Here is a 19,800-nt window from a genome sequence, read left to right on the forward strand (position 1 = left end):
CCGTTGCAGGTGTACAGCTGGATCTGCGCGCCGTTGGCGCTGCTCGCGCCCGCCACGTCGACGCACTTGCCCCCGTACCCGGTGATCTGGCCGGTGGCGGCCCAGGCGGGGGAGAGGCCGGTCGCGAGGAGGGCCACGGCCGCCGCGAGGGCGACCACAAGCGGCCGGAATCGGAGACGGAGACGGCTGGGGGGTTCCGGATGCATGTGGGGTGTCGCTTCCTTAGAGGTGGAGACGTCAACTAAGGGCCGTGATGCGCGTTCGGACCTCCCCTCGGCCTTCCTTCTCGCAGCTCAGGGGGCCAGCTCCGAAACCGACAAGAAGGTTTCTTTTTTATTTATGGCCTGGATTCAACACCGAGGGAACAGGTCTGGTCAAGAGATTGGTCGAGGCCGGTACGGCCATTTCTGGTTGGCGCTGATGGCGCAGTCCCAGATCTGCAGCGCGGTGCCGTCTGCCGAGCTGAGGTTGCCGGTGCTGTTCCACTTCCAAGGATGTGGAACTACAACGTGGTCGCGGCCGTCGCCGCGGAGGGCTGGGCCGTGCCGGAAGAGCAGCAGCGCAGCGGGAATCGGCCGGAGCGCATCGTGTACGCGGTCGGCTCCGGCTGTAACCGTTGGCGGGTCAGTGCGCGAGCACGTCCGGGAAGCCGAACGTCGCGACCAGCGCGGGATCGTGGAACTTGATCACGCGGGAGACGCCGGTGGCGGTGGGGGCCAGCACCACGGCGCCGTCGGCTCGGAGCGCGCCGTCCGCGTCCTGGTGGTACACGACGGCGGCGGGTTGGCCGTTGGCGGTGGTCGCGATCATCCGCCAGTCGCCCGGTGTGCCCAGCACGTACGCGTCGAGCATGTGGATGCACATCGCCCGGCCCGACTGCCAGTCGCGGAACGGCGTCGCCTCCAGCGTGGCGTCCGTGCGCAGCACCTGTTCCAGCAGGCCGGCGTCGGAGCGCTCGAAGGCCGCGATGTAGCCGTCGAGCAACGCGCGTGCCCGTTGGTCGGTCGGTTCGAGCAGTTCCGCGGGCTCGGGCTCCAGTTCGTCGAGCCGCGCGCGGGCGCGCTGCAGACCGCTCTTGACCGCCGCAGTGGTGGTGTCGAGGATCTCCGCGGTCTCGGCCGCCGAGAAGACCAGCACTTCGCGCAGGATGAGGATCACACGCTGGCGAGCGGGCAGGTGCTGCAGGCTGGCGATGAGCGCCAGCCGCAGCGACTCGCGTTCGACGATCACCGCGGCCGGATCGTCGGCGGGCGGGGCGATCCATGCGTCCGGCAGCGGTTCCAGCCATGAGACCTCGCCCGGCGCAACGGGACTCGGCGGGCGATCGGGTCCGTCGTACGGGCCTGTCAGACCCGAGGGCAGCACCCGGATCGGGCGCGGCTCCAACGCCGTCAGGCAGACGTTGGTGGCAATCTTGTAGAGCCAGGACCGAATCGACGCCCGGCCCTCGAATCCGGAGTAGGACCGCCACGCCCGCAGATACGTCTCCTGCACCAGATCCTCGGCGTCGTACGCCGAGCCGACCATGCGGTAGCAGTGCGCCAACAGCTCCCGGCGGAACCGCTCAGTCTCGGCAGTGAACCGGTCTTGATCTGGTGCCGCCCGCAGATGCGATGTCACGCCGCGAGCCTAGTACTGCAACACGCCTGGGCGTGGTCCACGTGGCGATGCCGCCGACAACACCAGGCCCCGCCTCGGCCACTATCGACGACGCGAGTACCCTCTCGCAGAGGCGGCGTCCGCGATCAGACCTCGTCGAGCTGCAGGATCATGCCGCGGAAGGTCGCGTAGCGGGCCAATCGCCAACGGGATGTGGACATCGTTGTAGTGACGTTTGAACGCGTCGACGTCGGAGGGGGTGTCGTACATCACGACGAATCGCGCCATCTGCTTGGCGGGCGGGTCCACGGTTGCGGTCATCTGTTTCGACTCCTGTAATGAGAACCTCCGGTGTGCGTTGTCACCGGCTCGGTACTAGAGGGGGTTTTCTCAGGGCAGCAGGGCCAGTTTGCCGATGGTGGCTCTGGTTTCCAGTTCCGCGAGCGTTTTCGGGCCGTCGGCCAGTTCGTACGCGGTGGGCTGGCCGGGGGTGAGCACGCCGGCGGCGATGAGCGCGGATAGCTCACCCATGACCTCGCCGAAGATCTGCGGCGCGGCCTGGATCAGCACGCCGATGTTGAGGCCGATGACATGGACCTGGTGCTTGTACACCAGGTCCCAGTTGGTGATCGCGGCTTCGCCGCCTGCGACGCCGTAGACGACGACACGGCCGGTGACCCGCTTGGCGGCGGCCAGGCTGGCGTCGAAGGTGGCGCCGCCTGCCGACTCCAGCACAAGGTCGGCGCCGGCGCCGCCGGTCAGCCGCAGCACCTCGGCGGCGAGGTCGCCGCCGAGGGAGTCCAGGATGTGGTCGGCTCCCAGTGCCAGCACTGTCTCGTGCTTGGCCGGCGAGGCGGCGGCGATGACCGTCGCGCCGTAGTGTTTGGCCATTGTGACCGCGGCCTGGCCGGTCGCGCCCGCCGCGGCGTGGATCAGCACGGTCTGCCCTGCGGTGATGCCGCCCAGAGGCTTGAGTGCGGCCAGCGCGGTGGGCCGGTTCACGACCAGGCCGAGCGCCTGCTGCTCCGTCCAGCCGGGGGGCACTGGCATCGCCGCGGCCGCGGGCAGCACCATGTACTCGGCGAAAGCGCCGTTTCCGACGCCGGTGACGCGGGTCCCCGGTTGCGGGCCGGTCACCGCCTCGCCCATCGCGACGACCTCACCGGCGGCCTCGAAACCGGCCAGGTACGGTGGCCGCGGGCCGTCCAGGAACGTGCCGTGAGCCTTCGAGATGTCGGCGAAGTTGACGCCGGCGGCGGTGACGCGGATTAGGACCTCGCCCTGGCCGGGGCTCGGCACTGGCACGTCGGTGATCAGGCGCATGTCCTGCGGGCCGTTGAGGGAAGTCTGCTGCAGCGCGCGCATGGTCGCGGGAATGCTCATTGGCGATCAGCCTTTCTTTCTCGGCGTACATGAGAGAGACCGGCCCGGCGCGCGGGCCGGTCTCTCTCATGTAGACCCCGGCCACCACAAAAAGGAATCGGCCGCTCCCGAACGGCACGGGGTCAGCTTCCGCCGAGGGTGAGTCGACGGCTATGTCGCCTGGGCAGGTCATCCGAACAGGACGGCCTGCGAGAAGCGCTGGCCAGATGGTTCGGTCCCGGGAAGTAAAGGGCCACCAGCCCAATTGAGGGTGTACCCGTACATCCTCTCGACCAGCGCGTCCCGAGGCACGAAATAGGGGGCGAGCGGTGGCGGACCTCTGATGGCGCGCTGGTTCCGGCAACTCGCGAGCAGATGAGCCGCGGACGTACCTGGGCGGGCCGCTATCGGTGACAGGGCGTCATGGTCCTTGACCGACGAAATCATGAGGCGGACGATCCATGGGTCCTTTCCCATTCACAGAAAGGCACCACATGGGCGAGTTCCACGGGGACGACACCGAGCCCATCGCAGAGATCATGATTCGGCTGTTGGATCGGAGCGAGACCACCGTCAGCAGTTCCGTCGGAAACTGACGCCGCAGCCGGGCGGGCCTCAGAAGGGGCCCGCCCGCTCGTCCGCTCGCCGATCCAGGAGGAGCCTGCAAGACGGTCTGGTGCCGGTGGCACTTGACGCCCCGGACGACGGACGCCTCTCAACCCATCTGACGCCGGCTATTCCGGCTCAGGATCCAGATGGATCCGCAAGTGGCTCGTGTAAGCACCACCGCCATCGCGCTCGCCGACCGCATCCGGCGTGCCAGGCGTCAATTCCCTCGGCCACCGCTATGGATGGAACCCGCATGCGTGCCTCCATAACACTTCCAGCCTCCAGCGGTGCCGCTCAATCTGATTTCGATGGAGCCACCGCCGTGCTCGATCAGCCGGATCGCTTTCTTACCGACCGTTGAGCGGTTACCGTCAAATCGACTTCATCCTGGGTTTGCGCCGAATCGAGGGAGTCGAAGTTGGCGGACGAACCTTCGCGAGCGGGTTCCGCGCGATTCACGAAGCTCCGGTCCCTGGACGTGCCACGGCTCTCGGACCTCGGGCCGAACGACCCCCACATCGACTACGGCCACGCCGACCTGCCCCACATCGACTCTCCGCATGTGGACGGCCATCACGCCGATGACCACTTCGATGTGGGGCATGTCGACAACCATGGCGACGACGGTCATATGGACGACCACCTGGACGCCGGCCACAGCGATGTGTTCCACGTCGACTCGCACGACGATGTGCCTTACGGGGACGAGCACTACGACGGGGACCACGCTGACATCCCTCATGGGGACCTCAACCATGACGATGCCGGGCACGGCGACGAGGGGCACAGCGACGATCCGCCGTACAGCGACCAGGGATACAGCGACGACGGGTACATCGACGAGCCGTACATCGATGGGTACAGCGACGCGGCGCACGGTGACGACCCGTACAGCGATGCGTACAGCGACGGCGGCCACGGTGACGAGCCGTACAGCGACGGGCCGCACAACGATGCCGACGGTGTCGAAGGGGTCATCGGCCGGCTCGAGCGCTACATGGACGAACTCCAGGACATCCTGGTCGAGCGGGAGGTCCAAGTCGGCCAGGCGGTCGAGCGCCGGATGCGAGAGGCGGTGGCCGAGCTCGGCGCGCACCTCGCCGGCCACGAGGCCCGCCTCGCCGAACTCGAACGAAGGCTAGGCGGGACACAAGGATGACAGTCGAAGTCCGGCCACTGGGCGTCAAGTGCAACCTGAGCTGCACCTACTGCTACCAGGACCCGCAACGCGCCGCGGGCAACATCACCCGGCACTACGACCTCGACCGCATGAAGGCCGGGCTGCTGGCGGAAGGCAGAAGGTTCTCGGTCTTCGGCGGAGAGCCGCTGATGCTGCCGATCGACGATCTGACGGATCTGCTTTCATGGGGCTACGAGCGTTTCGGCGGCAGCGGCGTCCAGACGAACGGAACGCTGCTGACGGACGAGCACATCACCCTCTTCAGGAGGTACAACGTCCACGTCGGCGTGTCCATCGACGGCCCCGATGAGCTGAACGACGTTCGCCGCCTCGGCAGCCTCACCCGTACGAGGCAAGCCACCGAACGGACGTTCAGCGCGATACATCGGCTCTGCGAAGCGGGCGTCCCCCCGAGCCTCATCATCACGCTGCACCGTGGCAACGCCTCCCCCGATCGCCTTCCCCGCCTGATCGACTGGGTTCGTGGCCTCGAGACCCTCGGTGTCCGGCATGCGCGACTGCACCTGCTCGAGACCGAGAGCGCGACGATCAAGGCCGACCTGGGCCTTTCGGCCGAGGAGAACATCGCCGCGCTCAGAGCCTTCAGGGCGCTCGAGGCGGAGCTGACCGGCCTTCGGTTCGACCTCTTCACGGACATGCGCGACCTTCTGCAGGGCCGTGACGATCGCACCACCTGCGTATGGAACGGCTGCGACCCCCTGACGACGCAGGCCGTACGCGGTGTCGAGGGAAACGGGCAAAGGACGAACTGCGGCCGGACGAACAAAGAGGGCATCGACTTCCAGAAGGCCGACCAACCCGGCTTCGAACGGTATCTCGCGCTGTACCACACCCCTTACGAGGCGGGCGGCTGTAATGGATGCCGGTTCTTTCTCATGTGCAAGGGACAGTGCCCGGGAACGGCCATCGACCAGGATTGGCGCAACCGCACAGATCATTGCGAGGTCTGGATGACGTTGTACGCCGACCTCGAGCGAGAACTCACCGACCAAGGGACAGCCGTGGTGTCCCGTAGCCGGGAGCGCCGCGAGATCGAGGGTGCGATGCTGGCGGCGTGGTCCAACGGCCGGCAGGTGACCATGACCACCCTCCTTTCACGCCGGCAGACGGCACGTCCCTGGCGCGAGCGCATGAACGACCTTCGCGCGCGCGTGGCCGACCGCACATGATCCGGTCCGGTTACGAAGACCGCCTGCCGTTCGTCCTTCCCGACTTCACCCGGGTGGCCTGGGTCAGCGACCACGCGTCGGACGTCTGGGGGCCCAGGATTCGGCAGATCGCCGGCGCCTGGTCTCAGGTGGAGCGCCATTCCGTGCTCGAGGGTGTGCGCCCGTGCTTCCTCTCGCGGATGCCGGTCGAGGAGCTTCTCGCCAACGCCCCGGTCTGGGTGCGTCACGGGCTCGCGGTACTGCCCCTCAAGCAGGAAGGAATGGTCAACGGTTATCGTGCCGCGCCGGTCCCGAGCGGCGCCGGCGACCGGGACGGCCTGCTCACCGTGGTCGGGCGTCCCGAGGACACGGCCCGATTCCATGCCGCCTGGACGAGCCACGACCATGACGCGATGGGCCGGCTGCTCGGCTACCCGTCCTGCTGCCGGAGCTTCTTCGACGACATCTGGGTGAAGCGGCAGTGTGTCGACACCACCTGGCAGATGGCCGCCGCGGCATCGGGCCCGGACGTCCGGAGCGTACGCGTCGGCGGCCCTGTGGAGGCCAACATCCTGTGGCGGTGGATGGGCCTGCGCCTGGTCCCCCACCTGCCTTGCGATTTCGCGTGCGCGGCCACCGTCGAGTTCGGCAAGGCTCTTCGCCAGGTCGCCGACGCCCTCGGTGTGGGTGAGCAGATCGCGCTGCTCGATGAGATTCTCGACTGGCCTGTCCAGTGGACCGCCCTGCACGGGATCGCCGAGATAAAGACGCCCGTCTGCAAGATCGTCACCCGGACGGACGCCACGGCGACTCGTTACGCCGTCGAACGCGAAGGTGACCGTTATCCCGCCGAAGGGGCGGACGGGCTGGGCTTTCCGTACCGGAAGCGTTTGAGGGTCGGCCCCATCCCCATCTCGATCGAACTCAAGAACCCGTCGTCGACACGCCCCCGCGCCTCGCCCGAAAACACCTCACCCGAAACCGCACCGGCCGAAACCGCGTCGCCCGAAGGCGTCGGTGTCGATGCCCGCGCCGATGATGAATACCGGGACAACGGATTCCAGAGCCTGTCCGCAATGCGGCGCCTGCACGCCCCGATCGTCAAGGCCGCGATTTCCTGCCTTGGGGAAAGCGAAGGGAACATCGCCGACCTCGGATGCGGCAACGGCGCCCTGCTCCGAGCGATCGCCTCGCGTGCGCCGGGGCGCCTTCGCGGATTCGGCGTCGAAATCGATCCGGCGAAGGTCCGGCGATCGTTCGCGATTCTCGAGGGGACGGACATCGACCTGGTCAGCGGCGACCTCTTCGAGGTCGACAGGTGGGCGGCAGGACGGCGGTACCTCCTCAGCCTGCTCGCCGCATCCCGCTTGACCGAGGTGTCACCGGACGAAGCGAGGGCGTTCCACTCGAGGTTGAGCCGGTACTCGAAGAAACTGTTGCTCTACTCCTATCCCGATCGGCCACGGGACAGCGTCGAGCGGGCCTTGGCCGTCCTGAGGCTCCAAGCGCACCATGCCGACGAATCGGTGGCCGTCGTAGAACTCCACGACGAGACCAGCGGCTGATCGCGGAGAACCCCGAAGTCGGCGCCCGCCGGCGACCCGGCCGCGCTCGGCCCGAGCGTGGCCGCCGCGTTCGACCGACTCGGCATCGCCTAGGCCATGGCCTCCGCCTGCGGCCGGCTACTCCGACGGGGGGTCGAACTGGATTCGCAGGTGGCTCTCGTAAGCACCGCCGCCAAGGCTGTCGTCGACCTCGTCCGGTGTGCCGGGCGTGAGGTCGTCGCCCACGAACACGTCGATCGCGCGGAAATCGAAGCCGTCTTGCCGGGCTCGCTCCCACGTGAACCGGACACGCTGACCCGGCGCGAGGGTCCGGTACCCCTGAACCCCGGTGATCATCGAGAAGTGGGCGAAAATGTCACCGGGGACGTCGGCGGACCGGAGGAAGCCCCAGCCCTCGTCGTCACTCCACTCCACCACTGTTCCGGTGGCCACCTCGACCGGCTCCTCACTCATGATCAACCCCTTCGAACGGCCTGTCCCCCATAGCGCTCGTCCCATTTTCGCGCAGACCGGCCGCGGCCGCGTCGATGACGGCAGTCTGCCGTAGTCCAACGACCACCCCCGACCGAACCGGGCACAGGATGTCGGGTCCGGCGGGGTGGTGCTGCCTAGCGTGGGTGTCGGAAAGGGAAGGAGGGGGCGAGGGTGCTGGAGCGGCTGAACCAGGCCATGGACCACATCGAGCGGAACCTCGACCAGCGGATCGAGGTGGCCGAGCTCGCGCGGATCGCCGCCACGTCGGAGTACCACTTCCGGCGGCTGTTCTCGGCTCTGGCGGGCATCCCGCTGTCGGAGTACATCCGGCGCAGGCGGCTCACCGTCGCGAGCGCTCAGGTACTCGCCGGGGAGTGGACGCTGCTCGACGTCGCAGTGCGTTACGGCTACGGCTCGAGTGAGGCGTTCGCCCGTGCGTTCCGCGCCATGCACGGCGTCGGCCCTGGTGAGGCCAGGCGGACCGGTGCGGCTCTGCACTCCCAGCCCCGGATGTCCTTCCGCCTCATCGTCGAAGGGAGCGGCAGCATGCGTTATCGGGTCGTGGAGAAGGAGCAGTTCCGTCTGGTGGGGAAGAAGGCGCGCGTCCCCCTCGTCCACGAGGGGATGAACCCGGCGATCGTCGCATTCATCCGGAGCATCGACCAGGAGACCGTGCGGCGCATGGTGGAACTCTCCGACCAAGAGCCGCAGGGGATCGTCAACGTGAGCGACAACATCGCCGGCGGCCGCGAGGAGGGCACCGAGCTGGACTACTACCACGCCGTGGTGACCAGCGCCGACGCGCCCGAGGACATGGAGAGCCTCACCGTCCCGGCGGGGACGTGGGCGGTCTTCGAGAGTTCGGGCGCGTTCCCGCAGGCGCTGCAGTACCTGTGGCGGGATGTGTTCACCCAGTGGTTCCCGTCCAATCCGTACCAGAGCAGGCCGGGCCCGGAGATCTCGCGCACGCGGCTGTCGCAGGACGGGAAGGAGGCGGACGCCCAGCTGTGGATCCCCGTGGAGCGGACCACGGGCTGACGTGTCCCCCGTGGAGCGGACCTCAGGCTGACGTGGTTCCCCATGGAGGGGACACGGGCTGAAGGGGGACAGGGGTCACCCGTGGGCGCCGGTGGTGAGGAGGCGGGTGATGGCGCGGCGGGCGCGGGTGGGGGCCGCCGGGTCGTGGTGGAGCTGGATGGCCTGGTCGGCGGCGAGGACGACGCCGTGCAGCTCGAAGGCGAGCTGGTCGGCGTCGGTCTCCGGCGGCAGCTCACCGGCGTCGACGGCCGCGCGTATCTCACCGATGACATACGCGGACCAACTGGACAGCGCCGCCAGTACGGCGTCGCGGATCGGCCCCGGGCGCCCGTCGAACTCGGTGGCGACCGAGGTCACGAAGCAGCCACCCGGCGCCTTACCGTCCTGCATGTAGTCGATCCATTCGCCGAACACGGCCGCCAGCCGCTGGACCCCCGGCTTCGCGCCCACGGCCCTGGCGGGAACCCGCAGGCGGAACGCCTCGACGGCGGCATCGAGGGTGGCGAGCTGCAGCGCCTCCTTGGTGCCGAAGTGGCCGATCACTCCTGCCTTGCTCATGCCGAGGTCGGTCGCGAGCCGGCCGATCGTCAGCCCTTCGAGCCCTTCGGCGGAGGCCATCGCCAGGGCGCACTCGATGATCCTGGTGCGGGTGGCGACCGTTTCGACGGCGGACTTGCGCGGACTCATGAAGGCAGCTTAACCTACCGATCGTTCGCCAATTACATACGAACGTTCGTTATCTAAAGGAGCCTCCGTGCGAATCCACCACCTCAACTGCGGATCGATGCGCCAGATCGACCCCGTCGAAGCAAGCTCTCGCACCGAAGGCACCGAAGGCGGCCCCCTCGCCCCCGCGCGCGCCGTCTGCCACTGCCTGCTCGTCGAGACCGACCGCGACGGCCTGATCCTGGTCGAGACCGGGCTGGGCACCCCCGACATCGCGCGGCCCGAAGAGACGCTCAGCCTGGAGTTCCTCGACCGGGCCCAGCCGGTGCTCGACGAGCGGGAGACCGCCCTCCACCAGGTACGCGAGCTGGGTTTCCAACCGGAGGACGTGCGGCACATCGTGCTCAGCCACCTCGACCTCGACCACACCGGGGGCCTGCCGGACTTCCCCTGGGCCCAGGTCCACCTGCGCGAGGCCGAGCACCGTGCGGCGATGGCGGCCCCCGGCCACCACCCGGAGGACCGCGTCCGCTACCGGCCCGCACACTGGGCGCACCGGCCGCACTGGGTCACCTATCCCGGGCACCAGGGAGACCCGTGGTTCGGCTTCGACGCCGTACGCCCGCTCAAGGACGTGGCGGCCGAGGTCCTGCTCGTGCCGCTCGGCGGCCACACCCTCGGCCACAGCGCCATCGCCGTGCCCGACGGCGACCGGTGGCTGCTGCACTGCGGTGACGCCTACTACTTCCACGGGGAGATCGACCCCGACCACCCCCACGGCCACCCGGGCTTGGACATCCTGCAGCAGATCACCGAGGTCGACCGGCCCCTGAGGCTCGGCAACCACGCCCGCCTGCGCGAGCTGGTCCGCCTGCACGGCGACGAGGTGAGCGTCCTCAGCGCCCACGACCCCTGGGAGTTCCAGCGCCACGCCTCCGCCCAGACAGGTGAAAGCGGCATGCAAGCGGGGGGCTCTATGACTGAGGTGTAGACCGGGCGGCGGGGAATGGAACGCCGCCTTTCATCAGGAAAGCCAGGGAGGCTTCCGTGACCACACCTGCTCCCCCCGCGCCGTCCGCACAGCCCACCTTCGATTGGCGCAGGCCGTCCGTGTGGCTCGGCCTGCTGCTGATCCCGATCGACATCTACCTGACCATCGCCCTCACGGAGAAGCACGGCCTGGCGGTCGGCATTCTCGCGGGGGTGGTGTACGGATCCCTGACGCTGGTATCCCTGGCCTACAACCGCGTGGTCGCGTGGTCGAAGGCCCACCCGCTGCTCGACAGCCTGATCCTCCTCCCCCTGGTCTTTCTGGCTCTCGCCTATCTGACCCCGCTGTCGCTCGTCATGTGCGCAGTGATCACCGCCGCCTGCGGCGTGCCGTGGCTGGCGCTCACCACCTTCGCGCGCCGCCGCCACAAGGACTTGCCAGAGAAATCTATATAGCCGCGCAGGCTCGACGTCCGCGGCGAGCTACGGGGCGCATGGTGAGCCGCCCGCGACGGCCGGCGAGCCGCCCCGAACGACCGGTGAGCGGCAGGACGTTTCCTAGTGCGGGGCGTGGTGAGCGCCCTCAACGCCGCCGAGTATGTGCTCCCGTCCCCATGCGCCGAGCGGCGCCAGCGCCTCGTTGAGCGAGACGCCGAGTGGAGTCAGCGAGTACTCGACGCGCGGCGGCACCTCGTCGTACACCTCGCGATGCACGATGCGGTCCACCTCCAGCTCCCGCAGATGAGAGGCGAGCACCTTCTCGGTCACCCCCGGCAACAGCCTGCGCAGCTCGCCGAAGCGGCACGCCTGTTCGTTGAGCGCCCACAGGATCAACCCCTTCCACTTGCCGCCGATCACTTCCATCGCCGCGTCGATCCCGCAGACGTACGCCCCCGGCCTCCGCACGGTCGCCATGGCCCACCCCTCCTACCTGCTCGCTCACCCCGGCGTAACCACGCACTTCAAAGTGCGTACTTGATCATTCCGGGACCTGCGACCAGCCTAACCAGCATGGAACACAGCAGCTTCGAGAAGTCCGGGCTCACCCTCCTCGGGCTCGGCGACATGGGTACCGCGCTCGCCCGCGCGTGGCTCGCCGCCGGGCATCCGCTGACCGTTTGGAACCGCACTTCCAGTCGGGCCGAACCGCTCGCCGCCGAAGGTGCGAAGGTCGCCGGGACGGTCGCCGGCGCGGTGGCCACGAACGACCTCGTGGTGGTCTGTTTGCTGGACGACGCCTCGGTGGGCGAGGCCCTGGCCGACGCCGATCTGACGGGCAAGGACCTGGTCAACCTCACCACCGGCACCCCCGCCCAGGCCCGCGCTCGGGCCGAGTGGGCCGCTGAGCGCGGCGCCCGATTCCTGGACGGTGGGATCATGGCGGTCCCGCCGATGATCGGAGCGCCGGGATCCGGCGGCTACATCTTCTACAGCGGATCTCGCGCCCTCTTCGACGCCCACCAGAGCGCGTTGGCCATACCGGCCGGCACCATGTACGCCGGTGAGGATCCCGGCTTCGCCGCCCTCCACGACGTGGCACTGCTGAGCGCGATGACCGGGATGTTCGCCGGGGTCTCGCACGCCTTCGCGCTGATCCGCAAGGAGGACATCGCGCCCAAGGGCTTCGCCCCTTTGCTCGTCGGCTGGCTCACCGCGATGGCCTCCTACGCGTACGGGATCGCCGATCACCTCGAGAGCGGCGACTACACCAAAGACGTGGTCTCGAACCTCGCCATGATGGTCGAGGGCAACGCGACGCTGCTGCGCACGGCCGAGGAGCAGGGGGTCAGCGCCGAACTGCTGACCCCGTTCATGGCCCTGATGGAGCGCCGCCTCGCTGACGGCCACGCCGACGAGGGCACCACAGGCGTGATCGACCTGCTCACTCGCTGAGGCACGTCCCTCGGTGTGGGGCTACGCCGATGGGGGCTACGCCGTCGTGGGGCTACGCCGGTGGGGCGCTACGCCGGCGTGGGGACGGCGATCGGTCCGGGGCGGAGGAAGCGGAGCCCCACCGCACCGAAGGCAAGGACGAGCAGGATGCCGCCCACCCCCTCGGTGACCGGGAGGAAGAACGAGATCACGGTCGCGAGAAGGAGCGCCGGGACGGTCAGGTGGACCGTTCGCGCCCGGAAGAGAGCGGCCGCCAGCAGGATGAAACCGAGCAGCCCGACCAGCACCATGAGCTGGATGACGATGAAGACGGCGTTCCCCGCGACCGCGTCCGCGATCGCCACCTCCTGGTCGGTGACGCCGCCCGCGGCCAAGGCCGACAGTGCCGAAGAGTTCGCCGCGTCGCCCAGGTTGCCGAACAAGTTGAGCGCGAACAGCCCCACCCCGAGGTGGCCGAGGACGGCGCCCCGGCCCGACAGCAGCCGCAGCAGCCCGGCGAGGCCAGGCAGCATGAGCACGGCGGCCGCGAACTGGAGCAGGGTGGACAGCTGGAACCTGCCCGGATCGGCGGCGACCTCGTTGAGGATGGTCCGGGAGTCACCGCCCGAAATGGTCTTCAGTGCCATCGCCACGGCCATCGCGAGCGGGCCGGCGATCAGGCAGGCGCCGGAGAAGCGGCGACGGAAGTCCTCGGCGGGTGTGGACATGGGAGCCTCCTTGATGTGCGAGGCCGGCGACGGAATCCCTGGTAAGGGAGACCGTCAGCGGCCTCCCCACTGCGGGAGACCGCCGCCGGCCCTTCGATGTGCGAGGCCGCCAAAGTAGGTCGCGCGTACGGCTCAAGTCGTCGGGCGGACCGACGATCCCGGCGTCGTCCACGCGGACGATTCGGATGTCGGATGCCCGGAGTTATCGTGAGCGCCATGCGCTTGATCCCGCCCCGGCCGCCGTGGCTCGATGTCGCGGTCTCCGGGGCGCTCGCCATCGCCGCCGTGCTTGAGGCGTTGACGAGTACCGAAACCTCGTTCACCGCCGTCGACATGCTCGCCGCCGCGGCCACCGTCGTTCCCATCGCGTGGCGGCGGGTCTGGCCACTCGGCGTGGTCGCCGCCGAACTGCTCATCGTGGCCGCCTTCGCGCCGGTGGCCCACAACTTCGAGAGCGGCTACGCCTTCTTCGCCATGCTCGTGGTCTGCTACTCCGTCGCGAACAACGCTCCGCTGAGGGACGCCGTCATCGGCGCGGCGCTGGTCACCACGTTCGTGCTGGTCGGCTTCGCCATCGATCCCAACCGGGGCGGCGCGGGCGACTACCTGTTCACCGGCGTGCTGTTCGGCGGAGCCTGGACGCTGGGCTACCTGATCCGCAAGCGTGGCGAGGAGGCGCAACTGCTCAAGGAACAGGCCGCCGGGCTCGAAAGGCGGCGTGCCGATGACGCGCAGCGCGCCGTACTGGCCGAGCGCGGCAGGATCGCCCGGGAGCTGCACGACGTGATCGCCCACAGCCTCAGCGTCATGGTCGTCCAGACCGGCGTCGTACGGCGGCGCCTGCGGCATGATCGGCCCGAGGACAGCGAGCTGCTCGCCGAGGTCGAGCAGACGGGGCGGGGCGCGATCGGGGAACTACGGCGGCTGCTCGGCATCCTCCGCGCGGACGACGAGTCGCTCTCGCTCGCCCCGCAGCCCGGGCTCGACCGGCTGCCGCCGCTGCTGGAGCAGATGCGCGAAGCCGGGCTCGCGGTCGAGATGACGGTCGAGGGCACGCCCTCCCCGCTCCCCGCCGGCATGGAGCTGGCCACCTACCGCATCGTGCAGGAATCGCTCACCAACGCCCTCCGGCACGGCGGGCAGGGCGCGCGGGCGCAGGTCGCGATCCGATGGAACGGCACGGCCGTCGAACTGGAGGTCCACGACGACGGCAAGGGAACCACACCGCTCGGTGCGGGCACCGGCCACGGGCTCATCGGGATGCGCGAGCGGGCGGCGCTCTACGACGGAGTGCTGGAGGCCGGACCACACGAGAACGGCGGCTTCCACGTACGCGCGATACTGCCCTTGACCGGGAGCGAACGATGAGCATCCGTGTGGTGGTCGCCGATGATCAGGCGATGGTGCGGCGGGGCTTCCGGCTGGTGCTCGACGACGAGCCTGACATGGAGGTCGTGGCGGAGGCCGGCGATGGCGAGCAGGCCGTACGGGCCGTCCGTACCTTCGCCCCGGACGTCGCGCTCATGGACATCCGGATGCCCAACCTCAACGGCCTGGAGGCCACCAGGCGGCTCGCGGGGCTGCCGACACGGATCATCGTCCTGACGACGTTCGACCTCGACGAGTACGTGTACGAGGCGCTGCGGGCCGGCGCCGCCGGGTTCCTGACCAAGGAGGCCCCGGCCGAGCAGCTCATCGAGGCGGTCAGAGTGGTCGCCGCCGGGGACGGCATGCTCACACCGGGAGTGACGCGACGTGTCATCGAGGCCTTCGCCAAGGCGCCCCTCCCACGCCGCTCGCCCGCCCTCGACACCCTCACCCCGCGCGAACTTGAGGTGCTACGGCTCATCGCCCGAGGCCTGTCCAATGCCGAGGTCGCCACGGAGCTCTTCATCTCCGACACCACGGCCAAGACCCACGTCAGCCGGATCCTCACCAAACTGGACCTGCGCGACCGCATCCAGGCAGTGATCTTCGCCTATGAGTCCGGCCTCGTCCTACCCAGCTGACACGTTCGCCGGCCGGCCGCCGTACAGCGGCGCCGAAATCGCCGCACACCTCCCACTGCCCCGGCGCCTCACACACCACCACACCGAGCGGTACAAGGGGTGTGTTGGTCGCTGCAGGGGTATGCGCATATTTCTGCCGGCTGGGCTATGGTCGGGCTCATGGGGCGTTCGTGGCGGGCCGCGGGTCGGTCCACCGCCGTTTCGACGGTGGTGGGTCTGCTGCTGTTCGCTCTCGTGCTGATCGCCTCGGCTCCGGCCTGGTACGGCAGCGACCCCGCCCAGCGGCACACCAATGTGGCAACCGAGGTGTGGGCCCCTGGAGCGTGGGTCGAGCAGCCGTCGACCGCGCCGTCCGCCTCCGTCGGAACGCCGGAACACCTGCCGGGCCGTTCTCAGCCCGTCTCCCCGCCGCTTCTTGATCCGGCGGGCACGCAGTCGCCGTTCTGGCTCGCCTGGCGCGACCCCGGAGCGAAGTTCACTCCGCAGCGAGCGGGTCATCAACCCCCGGACTCGCGAAGTCCTCCCCTGGCCTAGCCGGATTTTCTCGAACGTTCCCGATCGATCGCCGTCAGGCCCGATGGATCGCCGTATGGCGTGACCTCCTGAGGCGGTACGCCGCGACGCGGTGACACCGTCAGGTCGTACGCCGAGACGCGGTGACGCCGGTGATGCCGTTCTGCGGCTCGTCGTGGTGGGGTCGGGATGGCCGGCCGTGGTGTCGGGCCTTCCGGCGTCCTCTGCGGCGGGTACTCCTTGGGAACGTTCGCGAGCAAGCCTCTTCTGCTTTCTGATCGCCTGTCGAGTCACGGCCCGGCCGGCGGCAGGGCCGTGCGCCGGTCTCCACCGGTGACGCGCCCTGACGCGCGGTCGCAAGGCCACTGGCCACGGCGACCGCCTCCCAAGGTCGCATGCCACTCGACAGGGTCTCGCCGAGCCGTATCCGGTTCGGCGCACGCCGCGCCCATCAGGCCACACCCGGGGTCATACCCGGGCCCTCACCGGCGCGCGTCATCTCCTTCCGTCCAGGCCAGCCGAGGCTAGGAGTCGATGTCGTCATGGCGGACATCAGGTCAGTGAACACGCTCATGCAGGACTACCAGCGGCATGTCGCTCAGCTCGAGCGGCTGCGCGCGTTGCTACAGGAACGGCTCGGCGCGGCCGAGGCGGAGTTCGACCGGCTCGGCGAGCGGCTCCTTGCGAACGAGCCCACCACTTCCCGGCGAGCGCTCGTCGAGCGCGCGCGTCGCGCGCGCGTGACCGTCGTCAAGATGCGGGCGGCGATCGTGCGGATGGACCGCGGGCTGTACGGGACGTGCCGGCGGTGCGGGACGTTCATCCCTCTCGACCAGCTCCTCCGCGCTCCGCACATACAGGAGTGCGCCACCTGCCGCAATGCTCACGTGGACCGGGTGGCGGTATGAACGCCTACGGACACCTTCTCGGACCCGGGAACCGTGCCGACATCGATCTCGGCACGGTGCGGACCCGGCTCGTCATGGCGGGGAAGCTACGCGTCGCCGTCACCGCCGCCAATGAACCGCAGCACGCCACCGTCCGAGGTCTGACCGTTCTGGCACGCCTGTGACGCGCCGATCTCGCGTGCCCGTGACTCGCCGTTCTCACGTGTCCGCGACCCGCACGTGCCCGTGACTCGCCGTTCTCACATGTCCGTGTCCGGCCGTTCGGGCGTGCCGGTGGACAGTGCCGGTCCGGCGCATCCGGCTCACACCTTCGTACTGAAAGGACTCCTCGAACCATGACCATCAGCGAAGAGAACACCCGGCTCAGCAGCGTGCAGATTCAGTCGATCCGCGAGGAGCTGCATGAGCAGTTGCTGTGGCGGACCAACCAGCTCAGCAGTCTGAAGGCCTCGATGGAGGCGGCGGGCACCGAGGGCGTGTCCTGGCAGGATGTGCTCGCCGACATCGCCGCCACCGATCGCGCGATCGCCGAGATCCGGCAGAGCATCGCGAACCTGGAGGGCGGGGACTATGGCCGGTGCACGGGCTGTGGCGCGCGCATCCCGTTCGAGCGGTTGAAGATCCGGCCGCTGACCCGGAACTGCGTGGCCTGCCAGCGCCGGCACGAGATGCGCTGATGGCACCCTCGAGTCGAGCGACCGAAGCAGGCGGTGGGCAGGCCGGGCGTGGCGCCACCGGCAAGGCCGTAGGCCGGCGCGCGGGGCGGGTCAGGGCGATCGTGGCCCTGGGCGTCATCGCCGTCTCGGCGTACCTCACGGTGACGACGCCCGTGCGGCTGGGCATCGACCTGCGCGGCGGCACGCAGATCGTGCTGGAGACCCGCGACTCCCCCACCGCCAAGGCCGACGCGGCGGCCACCGACCGCACCCTGGAGGTGCTGCGCCGCCGGGTGGACGCGCTCGGGGTGGCCGAGCCCAACCTCGCCCGCTCCGGGGACAACCGGATCATCGTCGAGCTGCCCGGGCTCCAGGACGCGCGCCAGGCCGCCGACGTGCTGGGCCGTACCGCGCAGCTCACCTTCCATCCCGTTCTCGGCGTCGCCGGCGCGGCCGCTCCCACGCCGCGACCTGAGAACGGCGCGCGGAGCCCGGCCGAGCAGGTCCTCGCCGACGCGTCGGGGGAACGGCTGCGCCTGGGGCCTGCCGCGCTCAGCGGAGGGGAGGTGGCGAGCGCCGAAGCCGCGACCGATCCGCAGGCGGGACCGGGCTGGTTCGTCGCGCTCGACCTGCGCGGCGCCGGCGAGGAGGCGTGGGCGCGGCTGACCGGCGAGGCCGCGTGCGCCGCGCCCGGCGACCCCGCCCGCCGCGTCGCGATCGTCCTGGACGGGAAGATCGTCTCCTCGCCCCAGGTCGATCCCTCGGTCGCGTGCCGGACCGGGATCCTCGGCGGCTCGACGCAGATCACGGGCGGCTTCGGCCACGAGGAGGCGCGGGAGCTGGCGACGCTCATCACCGGTGGCGCGCTGCCGGTGCCGGTCGAGACGGTCGAGCAGCGCACGGTCGGCCCCAGCCTGGGGGCCGAGGCGATCGCGGCGAGCATGTGGGCGGCCATCATCGGCACCGCGCTGACCTGCGCGTTCATCGTGACCGTCTACCGGCTGTTCGGTGCTCTCGCCGCCTTGGCGCTGGCCTGCTACGGGCTGGTCGCCTATGCCGCCATGCTGGCGATCGGCGCGACGCTGACCTTGCCGGGACTGGCGGGTTTCGTGCTGGCGATCGGCATGGCCGTGGACGCGAACGTGCTGGTCTTCGAACGCACCCGGGAGGAGTACGCAGCCCGGCGCGGCAGGGACGCGGGGGACACCTCGTCACGACCGTCCGATGGCCCACGCGGGGAGCAAGGCTCGCCACCGTCCGCCGGCCGCGGATCCAAGGGGTCCGGGAGCTTGCGTGCGGCGCTGGCGGCGGGGTTCCGTAACGCGTTCAGCGCCATCGCGGACTCCAACGTCACCACGCTGCTCGCCGCCGGGCTGCTGTTCTTCCTCGCCTCGGGTTCGGTGCGGGGGTTCGGTGTCACGCTGTCCATCGGCGTGCTCGCCTCCATGTTCAGCGCGCTGGTCATCACCCGCGTCCTCGCGGAGTACGCCGTGGCCAGGCGCTCGGTGCGGGCGCGGCCATGGCTGACGGGCGTCGCGAGCGCCGGAAGGGTCCGCGAACGGCTGGCGGCGCGGAACCCGAATCTGATGCGGCATCCGCGCCGCTGGCTGGCGGGGTCCGCCGCCGCGCTGGTCCTCGCCACCTCGGGGGTCGCCGTACGCGGGCTGGACTTCGGCGTCGAGTTCACCGGGGGGCGGCTGATCGAGTACTCCACCGCCGCCTCCGTCGATCCGGACCGCGCCCGATCCGCGCTCGCCGAGGCGGGTTTTCCCCGCGCGGTCGTGCAGGCCTCCGGGGACGGCGACCTGACGGTCCGTACGGACCGGCTCACGGAGGCCCAGGAGGCGCGGATCGCCGCGGCGATCGGCGAGCTGGGAGGGGCCCCCGAGACGGTCCGCGACGAGCTGATCGGGCCGAGCCTCGGCGACGAGCTGCGCAGGGCCGCTTTGGTCGCCCTGGGGGTGGCGCTCGCCGCCCAGATGGCCTACCTGGCGGTGCGGTTCCGCTGGACCTTCGGCGCGGCGGCGGTCACGGCGATGGCCCATGACGTGCTGATCCTCATCGGCGTCTTCGCCTGGCTGGGCAAGCCGATCGACGGGGTGTTCCTGGCGGCCCTGCTCACGGTGATCGGCTACTCGGTGAACGACTCGGTGGTGGTCTTCGACCGGATACGCGAGCTGCGGACCGCCGACAGGAAGGCCGTCTTCGCCCGCGTGGCGAACAGCGCCATCCTGCAGACCCTTCCTCGCACGATCAACACGGGCATGGGAGCGGTGTTCATCCTGGCCGCGCTGGCGCTGCTCGGTGGTGATTCGCTGACGGACTTCGCCCTCGCGCTGCTGATCGGCATCGTCGTCGGCACCTACTCCTCGATGTTCACCGCGGCTCCGCTCGCCATCGAACTGGAATCGCGGACGGGCCCGGCCGCGGCCGGGGATCGAGGACGGACCCGGCGATGACCT

21 protein-coding genes and 1 pseudogene are annotated in these 19,800 nt (G+C 69.6%); 14 read left to right on the top strand and 8 right to left on the bottom strand.

Annotated features, from left to right (window positions below; genetic code table 11):
* From MYF83_RS24025 to MYF83_RS24040, 4 genes and pseudogenes are all read right to left on the bottom strand, one after another.
* Positions 1 to 206 (bottom strand): annotated as a pseudogene (locus MYF83_RS24025) (RICIN domain-containing protein); the annotation flags it as partial.
* 418 nt (positions 207 to 624) lie between these two features.
* Entirely contained in the window at positions 625 to 1,620 is a 996-nt protein-coding gene (locus MYF83_RS24030; RefSeq protein WP_248962902.1) for an RNA polymerase subunit sigma-70, read from the bottom strand.
* Positions 1,621 to 1,701: 81 nt separating this feature from the next.
* Positions 1,702 to 1,920 (bottom strand): EthD domain-containing protein, encoded by a 219-nt coding sequence (locus MYF83_RS24035; protein WP_248962904.1) that lies wholly within the window; start codon positions 1,918 to 1,920, stop codon positions 1,702 to 1,704.
* Between the two features lie 69 nt (positions 1,921 to 1,989).
* A complete protein-coding gene (locus MYF83_RS24040) occupies positions 1,990 to 2,982 on the bottom strand; it encodes a zinc-binding dehydrogenase (RefSeq protein ID WP_248962906.1) in 993 nt (330 codons plus the stop codon).
* Between the two features lie 1,006 nt (positions 2,983 to 3,988).
* On the opposite strand from MYF83_RS24040, the gene MYF83_RS24045 reads away from it, so the two are divergent.
* Genes MYF83_RS24045 through MYF83_RS24055 form a run of 3 tightly spaced genes read left to right on the top strand, consistent with a single transcriptional unit; the run spans position 3,989 to position 7,484 of the window.
* The gene (locus MYF83_RS24045; protein ID WP_248962908.1) at positions 3,989 to 4,729 is read left to right on the top strand and encodes a coiled-coil domain-containing protein; all 741 of its coding nucleotides are present in this window, start codon (positions 3,989 to 3,991) and stop codon (positions 4,727 to 4,729) included.
* Entirely contained in the window at positions 4,726 to 5,940 is a 1,215-nt protein-coding gene (locus MYF83_RS24050) for a radical SAM protein (RefSeq protein ID WP_248962909.1), read from the top strand. Before MYF83_RS24045 ends, MYF83_RS24050 begins: the two co-directional genes overlap by 4 nt.
* Entirely contained in the window at positions 5,937 to 7,484 is a 1,548-nt protein-coding gene (locus MYF83_RS24055) for a class I SAM-dependent methyltransferase (protein ID WP_248962910.1), read from the top strand. The genes MYF83_RS24050 and MYF83_RS24055 overlap by 4 nt, the downstream gene beginning before the upstream one ends.
* A 117-nt stretch (positions 7,485 to 7,601) precedes the next feature.
* Here MYF83_RS24055 and MYF83_RS24060 read toward each other — a convergent pair whose 3' ends face one another.
* A complete protein-coding gene (locus MYF83_RS24060) occupies positions 7,602 to 7,937 on the bottom strand; it encodes a cold-shock protein (RefSeq protein ID WP_248962911.1) in 336 nt (111 codons plus the stop codon).
* A gap of 192 nt (positions 7,938 to 8,129) precedes the next feature.
* Here MYF83_RS24060 and MYF83_RS24065 point away from each other — a divergent pair, with 192 nt between their 5' ends.
* Positions 8,130 to 8,996, top strand: a complete 867-nt coding sequence (locus MYF83_RS24065; protein WP_248962913.1) for an AraC family transcriptional regulator — start codon at positions 8,130 to 8,132, stop codon at positions 8,994 to 8,996.
* Positions 8,997 to 9,071: 75 nt separating this feature from the next.
* On the opposite strand, the gene MYF83_RS24070 is transcribed toward MYF83_RS24065, so the two are convergent.
* Positions 9,072 to 9,683, bottom strand: a complete 612-nt coding sequence (locus MYF83_RS24070) for a TetR/AcrR family transcriptional regulator (RefSeq protein ID WP_248962914.1) — start codon at positions 9,681 to 9,683, stop codon at positions 9,072 to 9,074.
* Positions 9,684 to 9,750: 67 nt separating this feature from the next.
* Here MYF83_RS24070 and MYF83_RS24075 point away from each other — a divergent pair, with 67 nt between their 5' ends.
* Together MYF83_RS24075 and MYF83_RS24080 are read left to right on the top strand one after the other, a co-directional pair.
* Positions 9,751 to 10,653, top strand: coding sequence for an MBL fold metallo-hydrolase (locus MYF83_RS24075; RefSeq protein ID WP_248962915.1), 903 nt, complete (start codon positions 9,751 to 9,753; stop codon positions 10,651 to 10,653).
* 56 nt (positions 10,654 to 10,709) lie between these two features.
* The gene (locus MYF83_RS24080) at positions 10,710 to 11,108 is read left to right on the top strand and encodes a hypothetical protein (protein ID WP_248962916.1); all 399 of its coding nucleotides are present in this window, start codon (positions 10,710 to 10,712) and stop codon (positions 11,106 to 11,108) included.
* 102 nt (positions 11,109 to 11,210) lie between these two features.
* Here MYF83_RS24080 and MYF83_RS24085 read toward each other — a convergent pair whose 3' ends face one another.
* Entirely contained in the window at positions 11,211 to 11,567 is a 357-nt protein-coding gene (locus tag MYF83_RS24085) for a winged helix-turn-helix transcriptional regulator (RefSeq protein ID WP_248962918.1), read from the bottom strand.
* Positions 11,568 to 11,663: 96 nt separating this feature from the next.
* Here MYF83_RS24085 and MYF83_RS24090 point away from each other — a divergent pair, with 96 nt between their 5' ends.
* Positions 11,664 to 12,545 carry an NAD(P)-dependent oxidoreductase gene (locus MYF83_RS24090; protein WP_248962919.1) on the top strand — a complete coding sequence of 294 codons (882 nt, stop codon included), beginning with the start codon at positions 11,664 to 11,666 and terminating at the stop codon, positions 12,543 to 12,545.
* 68 nt (positions 12,546 to 12,613) lie between these two features.
* On the opposite strand, the gene MYF83_RS24095 is transcribed toward MYF83_RS24090, so the two are convergent.
* Positions 12,614 to 13,252 (bottom strand): hypothetical protein, encoded by a 639-nt coding sequence (locus MYF83_RS24095; protein WP_248962921.1) that lies wholly within the window; start codon positions 13,250 to 13,252, stop codon positions 12,614 to 12,616.
* 216 nt (positions 13,253 to 13,468) lie between these two features.
* On the opposite strand from MYF83_RS24095, the gene MYF83_RS24100 reads away from it, so the two are divergent.
* The 7 genes from MYF83_RS24100 to secD all read left to right on the top strand — a co-directional run bounded on the left by MYF83_RS24100 (position 13,469) and on the right by secD (position 19,797).
* On the top strand, positions 13,469 to 14,620 hold the full coding sequence (locus tag MYF83_RS24100; protein WP_248963074.1) for a sensor histidine kinase: 1,152 nt from the start codon (positions 13,469 to 13,471) through the stop codon (positions 14,618 to 14,620).
* Complete coding sequence (locus MYF83_RS24105) at positions 14,617 to 15,261, top strand: response regulator (RefSeq protein ID WP_248962922.1); 645 nt, start codon at positions 14,617 to 14,619, stop codon at positions 15,259 to 15,261. The genes MYF83_RS24100 and MYF83_RS24105 overlap by 4 nt, the downstream gene beginning before the upstream one ends.
* Before the next feature lie 207 nt (positions 15,262 to 15,468).
* Positions 15,469 to 15,795: a hypothetical protein gene (locus tag MYF83_RS24110; protein WP_248962923.1), complete on the top strand. Its 327-nt coding sequence runs from the start codon at positions 15,469 to 15,471 to the stop codon at positions 15,793 to 15,795.
* Between the two features lie 521 nt (positions 15,796 to 16,316).
* Positions 16,317 to 16,682, top strand: coding sequence for a TraR/DksA family transcriptional regulator (locus MYF83_RS24115; protein WP_248962924.1), 366 nt, complete (start codon positions 16,317 to 16,319; stop codon positions 16,680 to 16,682).
* Positions 16,679 to 16,846 carry a hypothetical protein gene (locus MYF83_RS24120; protein WP_248962926.1) on the top strand — a complete coding sequence of 56 codons (168 nt, stop codon included), beginning with the start codon at positions 16,679 to 16,681 and terminating at the stop codon, positions 16,844 to 16,846. Before MYF83_RS24115 ends, MYF83_RS24120 begins: the two co-directional genes overlap by 4 nt.
* A gap of 171 nt (positions 16,847 to 17,017) precedes the next feature.
* Positions 17,018 to 17,359: a TraR/DksA family transcriptional regulator gene (locus MYF83_RS24125; protein WP_248962927.1), complete on the top strand. Its 342-nt coding sequence runs from the start codon at positions 17,018 to 17,020 to the stop codon at positions 17,357 to 17,359.
* The gene (gene secD / locus MYF83_RS24130; RefSeq protein WP_248962928.1) at positions 17,359 to 19,797 is read left to right on the top strand and encodes a protein translocase subunit SecD; all 2,439 of its coding nucleotides are present in this window, start codon (positions 17,359 to 17,361) and stop codon (positions 19,795 to 19,797) included. Before MYF83_RS24125 ends, secD begins: the two co-directional genes overlap by 1 nt.
* Positions 19,798 to 19,800 lie beyond the last annotated feature (3 nt).

It is taken from the genome of Sphaerisporangium perillae (genome assembly GCF_023276435.1).
Lineage (GTDB): Bacteria > Actinomycetota > Actinomycetes > Streptosporangiales > Streptosporangiaceae > Sphaerisporangium > Sphaerisporangium perillae.